The 16,496-nt window shown below is 33.5% G+C and carries 12 protein-coding genes; 7 read left to right on the forward strand and 5 right to left on the reverse strand.

The window, feature by feature from the left end; genetic code table 11:
* Positions 1-158: 158 nt before the first annotated feature.
* Positions 159-1,223 (reverse strand): hypothetical protein, encoded by a 1,065-nt coding sequence (locus J7K39_09395; GenBank protein MCD6180103.1) that lies wholly within the window; start codon positions 1,221-1,223, stop codon positions 159-161.
* 310 nt (positions 1,224-1,533) lie between these two features.
* On the opposite strand from J7K39_09395, the gene dprA reads away from it, so the two are divergent.
* Positions 1,534-2,643, forward strand: a complete 1,110-nt coding sequence (gene dprA / locus J7K39_09400; GenBank protein ID MCD6180104.1) for a DNA-processing protein DprA — start codon at positions 1,534-1,536, stop codon at positions 2,641-2,643.
* A 28-nt stretch (positions 2,644-2,671) separates the two neighbouring features.
* On the opposite strand, the gene J7K39_09405 is transcribed toward dprA, so the two are convergent.
* The gene (locus J7K39_09405; GenBank protein MCD6180105.1) at positions 2,672-4,564 is read right to left on the reverse strand and encodes an ABC-F family ATP-binding cassette domain-containing protein; all 1,893 of its coding nucleotides are present in this window, start codon (positions 4,562-4,564) and stop codon (positions 2,672-2,674) included.
* A 247-nt stretch (positions 4,565-4,811) separates the two neighbouring features.
* On the opposite strand from J7K39_09405, the gene J7K39_09410 reads away from it, so the two are divergent.
* Complete coding sequence (locus J7K39_09410) at positions 4,812-5,897, forward strand: hypothetical protein (GenBank protein ID MCD6180106.1); 1,086 nt, start codon at positions 4,812-4,814, stop codon at positions 5,895-5,897.
* Between the two features lies 1 nt (position 5,898).
* Complete coding sequence (locus J7K39_09415) at positions 5,899-6,864, forward strand: hypothetical protein (protein MCD6180107.1); 966 nt, start codon at positions 5,899-5,901, stop codon at positions 6,862-6,864.
* Between the two features lie 39 nt (positions 6,865-6,903).
* Here the strand turns inward: J7K39_09415 and J7K39_09420 are convergent, their stop codons facing one another.
* Positions 6,904-8,352, reverse strand: coding sequence for a leucyl aminopeptidase (locus J7K39_09420; GenBank protein ID MCD6180108.1), 1,449 nt, complete (start codon positions 8,350-8,352; stop codon positions 6,904-6,906).
* A gap of 176 nt (positions 8,353-8,528) precedes the next feature.
* Here J7K39_09420 and frr point away from each other — a divergent pair, with 176 nt between their 5' ends.
* The gene (gene frr / locus J7K39_09425) at positions 8,529-9,092 is read left to right on the forward strand and encodes a ribosome recycling factor (GenBank protein MCD6180109.1); all 564 of its coding nucleotides are present in this window, start codon (positions 8,529-8,531) and stop codon (positions 9,090-9,092) included.
* A 52-nt stretch (positions 9,093-9,144) separates the two neighbouring features.
* Here frr and J7K39_09430 read toward each other — a convergent pair whose 3' ends face one another.
* Together J7K39_09430 and J7K39_09435 are read right to left on the reverse strand one after the other, a co-directional pair.
* Positions 9,145-9,843 carry an ABC transporter ATP-binding protein gene (locus J7K39_09430; GenBank protein MCD6180110.1) on the reverse strand — a complete coding sequence of 233 codons (699 nt, stop codon included), beginning with the start codon at positions 9,841-9,843 and terminating at the stop codon, positions 9,145-9,147.
* Positions 9,844-9,874: 31 nt separating this feature from the next.
* Positions 9,875-11,356, reverse strand: coding sequence for a hypothetical protein (locus J7K39_09435; GenBank protein ID MCD6180111.1), 1,482 nt, complete (start codon positions 11,354-11,356; stop codon positions 9,875-9,877).
* A gap of 191 nt (positions 11,357-11,547) precedes the next feature.
* On the opposite strand from J7K39_09435, the gene priA reads away from it, so the two are divergent.
* From priA to J7K39_09450, 3 genes are all read left to right on the forward strand, one after another.
* A complete protein-coding gene (priA, locus tag J7K39_09440; protein MCD6180112.1) occupies positions 11,548-14,043 on the forward strand; it encodes a primosomal protein N' in 2,496 nt (831 codons plus the stop codon).
* 142 nt (positions 14,044-14,185) lie between these two features.
* The gene (locus J7K39_09445; GenBank protein ID MCD6180113.1) at positions 14,186-15,274 is read left to right on the forward strand and encodes a DUF2891 domain-containing protein; all 1,089 of its coding nucleotides are present in this window, start codon (positions 14,186-14,188) and stop codon (positions 15,272-15,274) included.
* 98 nt (positions 15,275-15,372) lie between these two features.
* A complete protein-coding gene (locus tag J7K39_09450) occupies positions 15,373-16,374 on the forward strand; it encodes a DUF2971 domain-containing protein (protein ID MCD6180114.1) in 1,002 nt (333 codons plus the stop codon).
* Positions 16,375-16,496 lie beyond the last annotated feature (122 nt).

A 16,496-nucleotide genomic window follows, 5' to 3' on the forward strand; every position in this document is an offset into this window, starting at 1 on the left:
ATAGATGCTATAGTGTTAATTTAGAAAAATAAGTAATTAGTTAGTTAAAAGATTGTAAATCAGATAAAAATAATTTAAAAGCAATCTAAATAGTCTAAAAAATAAAAATAAAAATAACCATTATTAGGTATTAATAATGATTAACTATCTTAAGATACTTAAAAAATGGTCAACATTTCATCTTTTGGAGGATATTCAACATTATAAAACCCTTTAAATAACTTCACTTCTTTAAGAGAATTTTCGAGAGAGAAGTCTTGCTGTTTTTCTGTAAAACAATAGTTTGCTTTGTGAAATTTATTTGCTAGATATTCTTGTTCCGTTTGATTAGGAGTAGGAATTAATACTATCTGTTTAAGATTTAAAGCGGCATAATCCATTATGCTGGAATAACCTGATCTGGAGAATACGCATTTTGCTTGCTTTAGTGTTTTTGCAAATTCTTTATCTCGCAAATGAGATACTTTTTTAATAAGAGGAGTAATTTGTTGTGAATAGTTTTTGTCGGGTTGACCGGAAATAAGCAATGCAGTATACGAAGTTTTTTTGAGTTGATTTATTACAATATCCTCAAAAATACTACGTTGGGGTTCCGGACCTGAAAAAATAAAGACTAATTGATTATTTTGCGAAATTTCAAGACTTTCTTTTTGAAGTGAAAAACGACTCAAAGAGCCTAAAAATTGTTGGTTTTTTATTGCTTTATTTTGACTTAAGATTCCTGAAAAATCATGGTTTTTGTTATCGGGAATAAGGCAAGCATCAAAACGATTTAATAGGAACGTATTTGTCCAATTTAAAAGCTTGCCAAAAAACCAGAGTTTGGGAGGAAATAAAATTTGTAGCTGATGACTGATAATAAAATTCTGCGTGTTTTTATTCCATAAGCCAAACCTACTATCGGAAATTATGGTATTAATGTTATATTCTTTTACAATTTTTTTTAAACTTCGGTGTTCCTGAATAATTGCAAGCGTTAAACGAGGTATCTGAAATAATAATTTCAAATACGTATTTAGTTTTCCGTATTTTATTCCGTATCCTTTTAGTGGAATTTGAGGTAAGTCGGGAAATATTTCACTAAGGAAAGCCGCTGTTTTAGGTTCTGTTCCCAATAAAATAAAATGACCGTCTTTTTTTAAATTTTCAATTAAAGGAATTAGTCTGCTAGCATGTCCTAAACCCCAATCAAGAGGCGAAATAAACAGGCGTTTGGATAGCATTATTTTTTTTAGCTAAACTACAAAAAAATGATAAAATGTTTGAAAATAAAGGAGCTGACATAAAGCGAATATATTTGATTTAACAGCAAAGTATATTCACAGGTTTATGCTTTTTGCAAAGTGCTATATATCAGTTATAAATGAAATATTTTCGGCATGATATATTTTTGATATTTGAATCTTAAGAGTAAAATCTCAAAGTTTATAAAAGCATGTTTTTGTCGGCTTATATTTTCAAGTCGTAAAAAAAACGTATCTTCGTTTTACTCAAAACTCATAAGGAATAAGTATATATTACCAAGTTTTTTCGATGTCTCACAAAACGCAAGAACAACTATTATATCAAATCGGCATTACTCTTTTACCGGGTGTTGGCGATGTAAATGCAAAGAAACTAATTGCTTATTGCGGTGGTGTTGAAGCCGTTTTTAAACAAAAGAAATCTCAGCTTTTGAAAATAGATGGTATTGGCTCTAAATTGGCCGATGCAATTATAAATCAAACTGTTTTAAAGCGTGCTGAAGAAGAAATATTATTTATTGAGAAAAATAAGATTCAGACATTCTTTTTTACAGATAAAAACTTTCCAATACGCTTAAAACAAGCTATGGACTCTCCTATAATACTTTATTATAAGGGGAATGCTAATCTTAATCAAAGAAAAATATTATCTGTTGTTGGCACAAGAAAAGTAACCGAAAGAGGCAAAGCTATTTGCGATAAGATAATATCGGGTTTTGAAGACGAAGAAGTGCTAATTATAAGTGGTTTAGCCTATGGTGTCGATACGCAGGCTCATAAATCGAGTTTGAAATATGGATTAAATACAGTTGGTATTTTAGCTCACGGATTAGATAGAATTTATCCTGATATTAATAGAGGATTAGCTAAGCGGATGATAGAGCATGGTGGATTATTAACTGATTTTATAAGTAAAACAATTCCTGATGCTCCTAATTTTCCTAAAAGAAACAGAATAATTGCAGGCTTGTCTGATGCTGTTTTGGTTATTGAATCTGCATCAAAAGGAGGCTCTTTAATTACAGCTGATATTGCTAATAGCTATAATAGAGATGTGTTTGCTGTTCCCGGGCGACCTGATGATAAATATTCAAAAGGATGCAATTTCTTAATACGGAGTAATAGAGCGGCTTTGGTTGAGTCGGCTAAAGATATTCGTTACCTTATGGGTTGGGATACTTCCAAAAAAGAAAAAATTATTCAACGGAAACTTTTTGTAGAATTAAAGCCCGAAGAAGAACTATTGATGAAGATTATACGGGAGGAAAAAGATCCAACGATAGATTTAATTGCACTAAAAGCACAAATGCCGATGAGTAAGGTATCGGTAACTTTATTAAATATGGAGTTTGAAGGTTTGCTTCGTTGCTTGCCGGGAAAAGTCTTTAAGCCGGTTTAGGAGAAACTTTTTGAAGTTATTTTATATACTATCCGATAATCTCACTTAATTCAAGCCAGCGCATTTCTTTTTCTTCTAATTCTTCGCTGAGCTGTTCAAAGCGTTTGGAAACTTTTTGAAGTTTATCAGAAGAAAGTTCACCTGAATTCATCCGATTAATCAGTTCTTCTTTTTCTGTTTCGAGATTAGCTATATCTTCCTCAAGCTTTTCAAATTCTTTTCGCTCCTTAAAACTTGCTTTGTGGACTTTTGCAGTAGCAGTCTTTGGTGATACATTAGCTTTTTTATTTGCCTTTTCTGCTTTTTTCTCTTCACTAGCTTCAAACACCTGCATTTCGCGATAATCGGAATAATTGCCTACAAAATCTTTTATTTTGCCATTCCCTTTAAAAATAAAAAGATGATCAGATAATCGATCAAGAAAATACCTGTCGTGAGAAACAATAAGCAAGCAGCCTTGAAAATCGAGAAGGAATTCTTCTAAACGACCTAAAGTAAACAAGTCTAAATCGTTTGTTGGCTCATCCAGAATCAGGAAATTTGGATTTTTTAATAAGGTGAGCACAAGATGTAGTTTTCTTTTTTCGCCTCCACTTAAACTGCTGAAGAAACTATGTTGTAAATTATGTGAAAAGCCGAAATGAAATAAAAACTGAGCTGCTGATATTTGGGTTTTGCCCATATCAATAAATTCTGCAATTTCTTTTACAATCTCCAAAACGCGCATATCGTCTTGTAACTGAATTCCTGTTTGTGTAAAATAACCAAACCGGGTGGTTTCGCCAACAATAATTTCACCTGAATCGGGCTGGATTTTTCGACTAATCAAATCTAAAAAAGTTGTTTTCCCGCTTCCGTTATCGCCAACAATACCAATACGTTCGCCTCGTTTAAAGATATAGTCGAAATTTTCTATTAAGTTTAAATTGCCGTAGCTTTTACTAAGTTTTTTTATTTCTAAAATTTTCCGCCCTTGCCGACTCATTTTAATATTAAAATCGAGTTTTTTTTGCTCTAAACGGTTTTTTGCTATTTTTTCTAAATCATAAAAAGAATCGATACGAGCTTTAGACTTATGTGTGCGTGCTTTGGGCTGTCGGCGCATCCAGTCTAACTCTGTACGATATAGGTTTTTTGCTTTTTCAATTTCGGTTAATTGCAATGCTTCTCTCTCAGCTTTTTTTTGTAAAAAATAGCTGTAGTTACCTCTGTAAATAAAGCTTTGTTGCCGATCGATTTCAATAATTTCATTACAAACAGCATCCAAGAAATAACGGTCGTGAGTTACCATTAGCAAACTCATCTTTTGTTTACTAATGTAATTTTCGAGCCATTCAATCATTTCAATATCAAGGTGATTGGTAGGTTCGTCTAAAACAAGTAAATCGGCATCATCAATTAAAATAGAAGCTATTGCCAATTTCTTTTTTTGACCTCCCGAAAGAGTTTCTACTTTTTGATTGTAATTAGTGAGCTCAAATTTTTCTAAAATTTCTTTAACCTTTAGCTCATAATCCCAAGCTTCTGCATGATCCATCGCCTGAATGGTTGAATCTAATAATCGCTGTGAGTCTTTATTTACCTCTTTCTCAAATTGTTTTAAAGCATCTCTATATTGGGCAATAATTTTAATGAATCGATTGTCGGCATGGAAAAGTACCTCGTTTACAGTTAGATTATTTTCAAAATGAGGCTGTTGTTGTAAATAAGCAATCCTAAGATTTTCTTTTAGGCGAATTTCTCCTGTATCCGGAATATCTATACCGCATAAAATATTTAAAAGGCTTGTTTTTCCCGTTCCATTATGAGCTACCAAAGCTATTTTTTGACCTTCGTTAATAGTGATATTCAGCTCCTGAAAGAGAGGTTTATCGCCCCAAGATTTGCTGAGGTTTTCTGCGACTAAGTAGGAAATGGCCATTTAGTTTTTCTTTTGCGCGAAAGTACAAATTTAGGTGGATTGAGATTAACTTAAATTAGTCAAGTTGATGATAAAAGAATCTCTCTCGTAACTCTACGAGGGTTTTAAACCCTCGTAGAGTTTTCTATCCCAAATCATAAAATGGTTTTAAAATTCTTATAAAGCTTTTTCAGGATAGCAAGAATTAGGAGCCAATTTAATTTTCGTTTGCGTTAAAATCCCTATTTTTGCTCCAAAATAATAATTTGTGAATTCAACACTTTTTACTTCTTCATCCATTTCTGATACGCAAGAATATAGCGGACAGGTGAGTTGGCAAAGCCCATCAAATATTGCTTTGGTTAAATATTGGGGGAAATTTGGTGTTCAATTGCCTAAAAATCCATCTTTGAGTTTTGGTTTGTCAGAAGCATATTCTCAGATGAGCATAAAATTCTCTTCAAAAAAAGAAGAAAAGGCAAAATACCGATTCTTTTTTGAGAACAAAGAAAATCCGGCTTTTGGTGATAAAGTGTTTCGCTTTTTAGATGAGTTAGATAAAGAATTTCCCTTTTTAAAGCAGCTTGATTTACAAATTGACAGTAAAAACAGTTTCCCTCATTCTGCGGGAATAGCTTCTTCGGCATCTTCTATGAGCGCATTGGCATTATGTCTTTGTAGCATGCAGCAAGAGGTGCTTGGAGATTTGCAAGATGAACAAGATTTTTTTACTAAAGCGTCTTATGTTGCACGTTTAGGCTCAGGAAGTGCCAGCCGATCTGTTTATGGTGGATTTAGTATTTGGGGTGAGTTTTTTGATATTATGGAGAGTAGCAATGAGTATGCTGTGCCTTTTACTTATGAAGTGCATCCTCTTTTTATGCAGCTTCGCGATAGCATATTGATTGTTAGTGATACTGAAAAAACGGTTTCCAGTAGAGCCGGTCATGCTTTAATGAATGGTCATCCTTATGCCGATGCGCGTATTGCTCAAAGCAAGCAAAATATGAGTTGGCTTACGGCTGCTTTACAACAAGGAGATACGGATAGGTTTATAGAAGTAGTAGAAAACGAGGCGATGAGCTTACATGCTTTAATGATGAGTTCAAAGCCTTGGTATTCTTTATTGCAACCCAATACATTGAGGATATTAGAAAAGATTAGGGCTTTTCGCGAAAAAAGTGGAATTTTTATTTGCTTTACGCTTGATGCCGGTCCAAATGTGCATTTGCTGTACACTGAGGATGATGAAATTCAGGTGATGGAATTTATTGAAAATGAATTGTTAGATTATTGTGTTGAGCGAAAAGTTATACACGATCGTTTAGGTTTTGGTCCAAAAAGAATAGGTTAAAATGATAAAAAGAAGAGAGGTTTTTTACGGAAAGATATTATTGTTTGGAGAATATAGCGTTATTTTTAACTCTATGGCTTTAACTATTCCTTACACTCATTTTAAAGGTCAATTGAGTTTTATTTCAAATTATAAGTATACCGATTTTGAATGGGCAAAAGAATCGAATAATTCAATCAGAGAATTTGCGAATTATTTAAAGTCTTTACAAGAAAAGGGAGAACTGCTTTGCCCGATGAACTTGGAAAAACTTGATGCTGATTTAGAAAAAGGATTATATTTTGAATCAACTATTCCTCAAGGTTACGGTGTTGGTAGTTCGGGGGCTTTAGTAGCCGCTATCTATGATGAATACGCAGAAGAAAAAATACAAAGTGATAGAAATTTAAGTAAGAAAAGTATTTTTAAATTAAAGGCTGTTTTTGCACAAATGGAGTCTTATTTTCATGGTAAGAGTTCCGGACTTGACCCTTTAAACTGTTATATCCAATATCCGCTTTTAATAAAAAATACGAGTGAGATAAAAACCGTTGGTATTCCAAGAAATAAGTTTGATAAGAAAGGTGCTATATTTTTGATAAATAGTGGAAAACCGGGAAAAACAGCTCCTTTGGTAAACCGTTTTCTTGAAAATTATAAAGAGAAAGATTATAAACAGGCAGTTGATAATGAATTAATACCGTTGAATAATTCTTTGATTAATACTTTATTGGAAGGAAGAGGAAATGAGTTTTTTGAGCTGTTAAAACAGCTATCAGATTTTCAGTTAAAATATTTTGATAAAATGATTCCCGAAGCTATTCGTAAAGTTTGGTACGAAGGAGTAAAGACAGAAAAATATTCTTTAAAATTATGTGGCTCCGGTGGAGGTGGTTTTATGCTTGGCTTTACTACTAATTATGAAGATGCCAAGAAAATACTCTTACAGCAAGGTTTTGAAATAATTACAGTTTATAAAAATTCGTGATAAGTATTAAAAAAAGCCGCTTTTTATGCGGCTTTTAATTTATTGTTGTTTTGAAACTTGTCTTTTTGCAAAATCGAAAAGCAAACGAACACCAACTCCCGTTCCTCCTATACCTCGGTAATTAAACCGTTTTTCTACAAGTGCGGGTCCTGCAATATCGAGATGGATATATGGATAATCGGTAAATTTCTCAAGGAATTTACCTGCTGTAATTGCTCCACCGTCAGGACCTCCTAAGTTTGTCATATCTGCAATATCAGATTTTATTAATTCTTCATATTCTTCCCAAAACGGGAATTCCACTAAACGTTCTCCGGTTTGTTCTCCGCTTATTTTTAAATCGTTTAAAAAGTCTTCGTTTTTTGAGCCCATAGCTACAATTCCGTATTTCCCAATGGCATGAGCAGCAGCTCCCGTTAGTGTAGCCAAATCAATAACCAATTCAGGATCGTATTTTTGAGCATAAGCAAGAGCATCGGCAAGTATCATTCTCCCCTCGGCATCGGTATTTAAAACTTCTACTGTCATACCGTTAAACATTTTAATTATATCGCCCGAAACGTAGGCATTATTATTTAAACGATTGTCGGTAGCAGGAACCAAACCGATAACATGAATAGGCAATTTTGCTTTTGCAATAGCAAATATACTTCCCGCGACGGCAGCGGCACCACCCATATCGGCTTTCATATTGTTCATGAAATTGGCAGTTTTAATATTTAATCCACCGGTATCGTAAACAACACCTTTCCCGACAAAGATCAATGGCTTTTCGTTTATAGCATTTTTAGGACTCCATTCAAATATGCTAAATGTAGGAGGATCGATACTGCCTTTGTTTACAGCCAATAAACCGCCCATTTTAAGTGCTTCAATTTTACTCTTCCCAAATATTTCAACCTTTGCGTTTGTCTCTTTGGCTAATATTTTAATCTCTTTAGATAATTGTGTGGCATTCATAAAGTTAACGGGTTCGTTAACTAAAGTACGTGCTGTTAAAGTGGCTTTGGTTATAATTTTCAACTCGTCTATTTGCGAAGCTGTAATTGCTGTGTTTTGAATAAATATATTCTGAAGTGTATTAAAATTGTTGTCTTTATCAGTTTTGTATTTGTTAAACTGATAATTGGCTAAAATCATGCCTTCGGCGAAAGCCAAGCTTTCATCTGCTTTAAAAGATTCTGAGTGAATGCCTATTGTTTTAATTCGAGTTTCATTAAAAATTCCTACATATTTATCGGCTAAAATGCGTAGGCTTTCAAGAAAATGGAAATGATTTTCTTTGTTTTTTACAATCTCAATATAATCCCAATGGGTAAAACGATTAAAAGAAAAAGATGTTTTTTTATTTTTTTCGGATTCTGTTTTTATAAAAGCTAATTCTTTATCAGAAAAAGTATTTACTGCTATTTCTTTTAACGATTTAACCAAATATAATGTATCAATATTTGATTTTATGACTTTTGTTTTTTGGATAGAAGTGTACATTTTAACCTGTTTTATTTTTAGTAAGCAAAGGTAATGAATTCAACATTAGTAATTATTGACTTTTTTTATGATAACTTAGGTTGAGAGTTTATTAGGAGTATATTTTCTTTGGAAGTTTAATGTTTGTAAAAAGCGAAATAAATCTTATTTTTGTTTTGTATTAAAAAATAATGATCATGACGGAAGAATCGAAAATGATTTTGGAAGATACCAAAGAAAGTATGGAAAAAGCTGTACAACACTTGGAAAGTGCTTTTAAAAAAATACGTGCCGGCAAAGCAAGTCCACAAATGTTATTAGGAGTAAAAGTTGATTTTTATGGTTCATTAACTCCTATTGAACAGATGGCAAATATTTCTACTCCCGATCCGCGTCAGATTGTTGTTCAGCCTTGGGATAAAAGTACTTTAGCTCCTATTGAAAAAGCTATTATGAATGCTAACTTAGGGTTTAATCCCCAAAATGATGGTGAGCTGATTAGAATTATGGTTCCGCCTTTAACAGAAGAGCGCAGGCTTGATTTGGTAAGAACAGCTAAAAATGAAACTGAAAGTTCTAAAATTACAATTCGAAATATTCGAAGATCGGCAAACGATATGGCTAAAAGCCTGAAAGATGAAGGTGTTTCGGAAGATGAAATAAAAGATGTAGAAGGCGAAATACAAGAATTAACCAATACTTTTACAGCTAAAACTGATGCGCTTTGCTCTGAAAAAGAAAAAGAAATTATTACAATTTAATTTAGAAAATTTCAGATTGTTAACCCGATAGGTCTCTGATTTATCGGGTTTTTTATTGCACTGCAAAATAAGCTTCCAATTCTTTCAAAGTATCTTTTCCTGTTTCAATATCGTGAACAATATCGCCTTGATGCAAGACAACAATTCGTTTGCAAACTTCCGTTACATGGTTTAAATCGTGACTGGAAATCAACATAGTTACTTGCTTTTCTTCTTGTAATTCCTTGAGTAATTTCTTTAAACGAAACTGTGTTGTTGGATCTAGACTTGAGAATGGTTCATCAAGAATAAGAATTTCAGGATTTGTCATAATTGCAGCTGAAATACCAACCTTCTTCTGATTTCCTTTTGAAAGATCACGAATGTATTTTTTATGCCCTAATATCTCGCCATTGAAAAGATCTTCGAAGGAAACCATAAATTCTTCAATTTCTTGTTGGGAGAGTTTGTTTATTTTTCCCACAAACTGAAAATATTCTTCAGGAGTTAAATAATCGATTAAAAATCCTTCATCGAGATAAGAGCCTGTATAATCTTTCCAATGTTCTGATCCGGCTGTTGCAATATCTTTCGATAAAACAGTTCCGCTATTGCCTCTAATCAGGTCGAGGATTAAGCGGAAAAAAGTAGTTTTTCCAGCACCATTATTGCCAACTAATCCAAAACTTTCGCCTTTTGTAATTGTTAATGTGGGTATATTTAAAACGGTTTCTCCACCGTAAGCTTTTGTTAAATCATTTACTTTTATCATTGTGTTTGTTTTTTTCTTGTTTATAATTTGATTAGCCTTTCTGACGGTATCCTTCAGCAATTTGATAGCGTTTCTTCTTGAAATTATTTACGGCAAATTTTATCAAACTTTGATTAAAAATTAAACCTAAAACGCCCAAACCACCCAGCGTTAAAACTGCTGGGATATGTCCGAAAAATACACTTATAGGCCAAAATATTAATGCGGGAACAGCCAATAAAGGAAGCACTAAGATAAAATTATTTACCCCTACGCCTTGGTAATTCATCATTGCCCCTTTGCTTAAATCCATTCTTTTTTTATTGTAAGAAGCCGTGTACAATAATAATGGTGCGTTTACACCTAGATTATAAAATAAAGCTGCAAAGTTCACCCAGAATATTTTCATTCCGAAGTACATATAGGGGATGGTGAAGAAGTATAGAATTAAAGTTGGAATTACGAGTAAAAAGTATTTGGCTTTAAAATAGTCGTGAATTCCAACGTTAGAACTGAGGATAAAATCGAAATGTGAACTTTCCCAAGCCATAAGGTATTGACCATAAGCAATAAGAAAGCCTCCTGTCACGAAAATCCCCACAAAAACTAAAAAGCCCATTTTGTCATTATAAAGATCTTGAGGGTAAAAAAATAAGCCGTATAAAAGGAAAAATGGAATAAGAAAAACAACAGATTTTGAACGTTTATTTCTTAGAATGAGTTTGATTTCACCCAAAACCAATTCGCCAGTTTTCCCAAAGTTTTGTAAAAGATTTAGTTTGGCAGAAAGGTTTTCGCCTTCTGTTTTCTTGGGTGATAAATCATCCAAATAACTATTTTTTTGAATCATACTGAGATTCCAGAAAACAAAGAATATGGTTGAAAATAATGGGAGGAAAATCCACATCCAATTGGCATTTAATTGTGTGAAATACCAAAGCGAGATGTTGGAAATGGAAAATAAGTCAAATTTATCAAGAGCAATTATAAGCCCAATAGCCCCAATTAAAAGTAAAATGAGTTTGGGGTTTAGGGTGAACTTTCGTTTAAAATAAATCAACATAAAATTGGATGTTAACTCAAACAAAAACACCGATAGAAACCAAATAAAGGATTGGAATCCACTAAATTCTTCTCTCATATAACCCAAAGCAAATGGTAGAAATAGTAGGAAGGGAATAAAATTAAAAAAGCTTGTTAATGATTTAAACTGCATAAACCATGCAATGGTACTTCGTTTAATTCTGAGATGGAGATAAGGAATAATTTCCATCGCCGGAAGGCTCTGTAAAAAGAAACGCATTAAAAAGGTAAAAAGAAAATAGTAGATGATGATTTTTGAAAGTGTAATATCTGCATTCGCATCTTTTACAATATCCTCTAGAAGTTTGTCAAGAAAAAAACCTAGTGCTAACAGATAAAGTAACATAATCACCATAAAAAAACCAATAATGATATTTAGAGCTACATTTTTTTGCCATATACTAGAACGTATTGCTTGTTTCCACTGATGTTGTATAAACCATTTAATCATAAGCTGAGTATTTTTATCAAAAATAGGTCTTTCGTTAGTTTTATAAAAATGAGAAATGTTAAACAGTTGCTATTTTTTAACAGTTTATCAACAGCTTAGTATTAGTCAGGGCTTCACTTAAAGTGAAACCCTGACTTGAATTACGCTAATCTTGTTGGAGAATTTCTATCTTTGTTTACGATTAGAAAACTATGAAGCGAATTACACTTTTTGCAGAACTTATTTTACCTCTTCCTATTGAAGGCAGCTTTACTTACCGGATTCCTTTTGAGCTAAATGATAGTGTTGAAATTGGAATGCGCGTGGTAGTTCAGTTTGGTAAAAAGAAAGTTTATACGGCGCTTGTACGCTCTATTCACGAAATTCCACCCACAAAATATGCTCCAAAATACGTTTTGGCTGTTCTCGACAAAAAACCAATAGTTAATGAAAAACAGTTTGCTTTTTGGGAGTGGATGGCCAATTATTATATGTGTACGCTGGGCGAAATAATGAATGCTGCTTTGCCCGGTGCACTTAAGCTTGCCAGCGAATCAAAAGTGGTGCTTCATCCTGAATTTGATGGCGATTATAAAAAGCTAAATGAAAAAGAATATTTAATTGTAGAGGCTTTGGAAATACAAAATGTGCTAAGTATTACCGATGTGGAAAGCATTAGTGAGCATAAAAAAGTGTTTCCCTTAATTAAAACCCTTATCGAGAAAAAAGTGATTTTACTCGAAGAGGAATTGAAAGAAAAGTATATTCCTAAAATAGAGACCTACGTTCAGCTTGTTGAGGATTACCAAACGGAAGAGACTTTAAAAGAGCTTTTCTACTTACTGGAAAAACGAGCCTATAAACAGCTTGAAGTTTTAATGGCTTATCTTAATTTGAGTGCTCAATCGCAAGAACAGTATCCCGAAATAAAGAAGGCCATTCTTGTAAAGCAAGTTGAAAATGGAGCATCGGCATATACTGCTCTGGAGAAAAAAGGAGTTTTTGTTTCCATCCTGAAAAAGGAAAGCCGCCTACAAACAAAAGAGGCTTTTGATGAGGTTTCGAACATTCACTTGAGCGAAAATCAAGTAGCAGCTTTGGATGAAATTAAGACGGTTTTTACTGAAAAGGATCAATGTTTATTGCATGGAATAACGGGTAGTGGGAAAACGGAATTGTATATAAAACTTATTGCCGATACGCTGGCTCAAGGAAAACAAGTCTTATATCTTTTGCCTGAAATTGCGCTTACTGCACAAATCATCAATCGCTTAAGTCGGTATTTTGGGAAAAGAGTTGGGGTTTACCATTCGCGTTATAATCAGAACGAGCAAGTAGAGATTTGGAATAAAGTTCTGGAAAAGGAAAATGTAAATGTAAATTCTGATTCTTACGATATCATTTTATCTGCTCGCTCAGGTATATTTTTACCGTATTCAAATTTGGGTTTAATCATTGTAGATGAAGAACACGATAGCTCATATAAACAGCAAGATCCTGCACCGCGTTATCACGCTCGCGATGCCGCTTTGGTTTTGGCAAATATGCACAAAGCCAAGGTTTTAATGGGTACGGCAACACCTTCGGTGGAATCTTATTATAATGCCCGAAGTGGAAAGTATGGTTTGGTAGATCTTTTAAAACGCTATGGAGATAGTAGTTTGCCCGAAGTTTTAGTAGCGGATATCAAAGAAGAAACTCGTCGTAAAATGATGCGCTCCCATTTCTCCTCATTTTTACTAAAGCATATTGAAGAAGCACTCGAAAGAAAGGAACAGATTATTTTATTCCAGAATCGTAGGGGATTTGCACCGCGTTTGGAATGTGAAGTGTGCAATTGGATTCCCGAATGTGTGAATTGCGATGTAAGTTTGGTTTATCACAAGCAGCATAACCGATTGAAATGTCATATTTGTGGTTATTCAACAGCGGTGCCAACAAAGTGCGGAAATTGTGGTAGTCCCGATGTTAAAATGCGCGGCTTTGGAACAGAAAAAATTGAAGAAGATTTAGCTATTATCTTACCCAAGGCAAAGATAAAGCGGATGGATTTGGATACCACACGTAGCAAATATGCTTACGAGCAAATTTTTAAAGATTTTGAAGAGCGGAATATTGATATCCTTATCGGAACCCAAATGGTAACCAAAGGTTTGGATTTTGATAATGTAGGAATTGTGGGCGTTCTCAATGCGGATAATATGTTAAACTATCCTGATTTCCGAGCTTTTGAGCGGAGTTTTCAAATGATGGTTCAGGTGAGTGGAAGAGCAGGTCGGAAAAATAAAACAGGGAAAGTAATTATTCAAACTTTTAGCCCTTATCATTCTGTTATTCGTTACGTTATTGATAATGATTATCAGGAAATGTATGATAGTCAGATTTTAGAGAGGCGCAATTTTCATTATCCTCCATTTTATCGTTTGATAAGATTTAGTTTAAAGCATAAAGACTTTCATTTGTTAAATAATGCAGCTCAGGAATTTACAGACTTGTTGCGTAAAGAGTTTGGTACGGCTGTTTTAGGACCGGAATACCCGATGGTTTCAAAAGTGCGAGGCTTATTTATTAAAGATAGTATATTGAAATTACCAAAAGGCAAATCGAATATGCAAATGAAAGCGATTATTAAAAAATGTATTATGCAGTTTCGAGAACTTGGTATTTACAATTCTGCCCGGTTAATAATAGACGTTGATCCGTATTAAATTACTATGGAGAAAAATAATTCAAATACATTTGAATAATTTGCATTTTGGAGTGTAAAATTCAATTGCATTTGAATAATCAGTTAAAAAAATAGAATAAATTTGTTTATAATCGCAGGGAATAAGAAATAAAACGTAAACCATGAAAAAAGGAATTATTCTATTCGGTATTTTGATGATGAGTTTTAATATCTGGGCTCAGGAAATGTATGTTTTTAACGAAACACAAAGACCACAATTAACACAGGCAGGAGCAGAGCATTTGGCTTCTTTGGCTTTTCATTGTATCCAAACGGAATACCCAAACAAATTGGGTCACGTGATTTTAGATGCCACGCAAGTACGTGAGCCTATGGATTTACATCCCGCATTTTACGGATGTTTCGATTGGCATTCTTCCGTTCACGGACATTGGATGTTGGTAAAGCTACTCAAGCTCTTTCCTGAAATGGAGAATGCAGAAGCGATAAAAAAGGCTATCGATCAAAATATGAGTGCAGAAAATATTCTATCTGAAATAGAGTATATGAAAGCCCCTTTGCACAGCTCTTATGAAAGAACCTACGGTTGGGCCTGGATTTTCCGGTTGGCAACAGAATTAAAAACTTGGGATAATCCACAAGCAAAGATTTGGCTTTCTAATCTGCAACCTTTGGTCGATTATTTAAAAGGAAATATGATGGATTACCTTCCAAAGCAAACCTATCCAATTCGTACAGGTGTGCATCCCAATACCGCCTTTGCTTTAGGCTTTGCACTTGATTATGCGCAATTGGTAGGCGATAAAGAATTTGAAGAATTGCTTGAGCAAAGAAGCAAGGACTATTATTTAAAGGATAAAAACTATCCTGCTTATTTGGAGCCTAATGGCACCGATTTCTTTTCTCCATCTTTGTTGGAAGCCGATTTAATGTATCGTATTTTGGATGCTAAAGAATACAATGCTTGGATGAAGAATTATTTACCTCAAATTCCTGAGAATATTCTTAATCCTGCTACGGTTAGCGATCGTAGCGATTTACAATTGGTTCATTTGGACGGTTTAAATCTAAGTCGGGCCTGGTGTATGCTGGGGATAGCCAAACATTTAAACGATAAAAATCCGCAAAAGAAACAAATGCTAGATGCTGCTGAAAGACATTTAAAAGATGCTCTGCCAAACATTGCCAGTGGAAATTATTCCGGAGAGCATTGGTTGGCTAGTTTTGCCGTATATGCTTTAAGTCGATAGGTGAACTTTAGAAAAAAAAATATTTTTCAAAAGCGAGTTTAGAGATCAAGAGAAGCGTGTAATGCAGTGAGTAAAGTAAAATAGAGTAAAGGCTTGTGATGAAAAAAGGTGTAATAAAGGCATTTAAATACAGAGGAGAATTTGATCGTGATATTAAGGCTTTGCAAAACAATCAATTATTTGCGCCAAATAAAGAACTGTTAAACGATCCTTGCGAGATGCTTACGTCTGACCGAATATTTCTTCAAGGATTAAAGCTTATTGAGCAATTTTGTGGCACTTCATCTGAAAAGGTGAAATCAGAATTTGAATCATTCAAAAAAAGGATTCTAAGAACAGGAGTATTTTCTTTATCCGTTTCAAAGGAACCTTTGAATATTTTGATGTGGTCTTATTATGCTAACAATCATAAAGGATTTTGTGTGGAATATGACATTGGCATACTGGCGAAGTACAATAGTGCTGTAAATAAATTTTGGATAAAGTATTCAAATAAAATACCAGTGTTTAAACCGAAATTATTATCTGGGATGGATAATGAAATCATTAAACACTTTACGGGTTATAAAAGTAAAGATTGGAAATATGAAAATGAGTACCGTTTGTTATATGATAATTCTGGCTTTCAAGACCATGAACACAGAGCGGTAAAGAGTATTTTTTTCGGTTCCAAAATGGAAGACAAAGAAAAAGAGATAATATTTAAATCACTGCAAGGACGCTGTATAAGATATTTCCAGATGCACCTTCATTCTAAAAAGTATAAATTGTATTGTGAAGAAATCATTGATCCGTATCGTAATGTAAAAAGAAAAATAATTATAAATACTACGGAGAAAATAAAATGGTTCTTGGAAAGCGCAAAAAAAGATTCTGGTATTGAATTAAGTGATTATCTGAGAAAAGCTATTAATTTGGTTTCTAATTATCCAAATGTGAAAAATATTTTAGAGGCGATCGTTATAATTGATAACGATAACCCGATAATGAAAGTTGAATATCAGATTAAAGAATGTGGTAGTAAGAATAATCTGCCGAAAGTTTACCGATTTACAAAAGAAGAAATTAATGAAGAGTATAAAAATGTAATTGAGGGCTAGTTTATGATATTAGCTATCAATAAAATAGTGATCGGTTTAACATGCTGTAATCGTTGTGTAACAGTTTATGTTTTTATACTATTTTGTTGTAAATTTGAAGGCAACAACATAAATTTAACCTA

The organism is Bacteroidales bacterium, assembly GCA_021157585.1.
Lineage (GTDB): Bacteria > Bacteroidota > Bacteroidia > Bacteroidales > UBA12170 > UBA12170.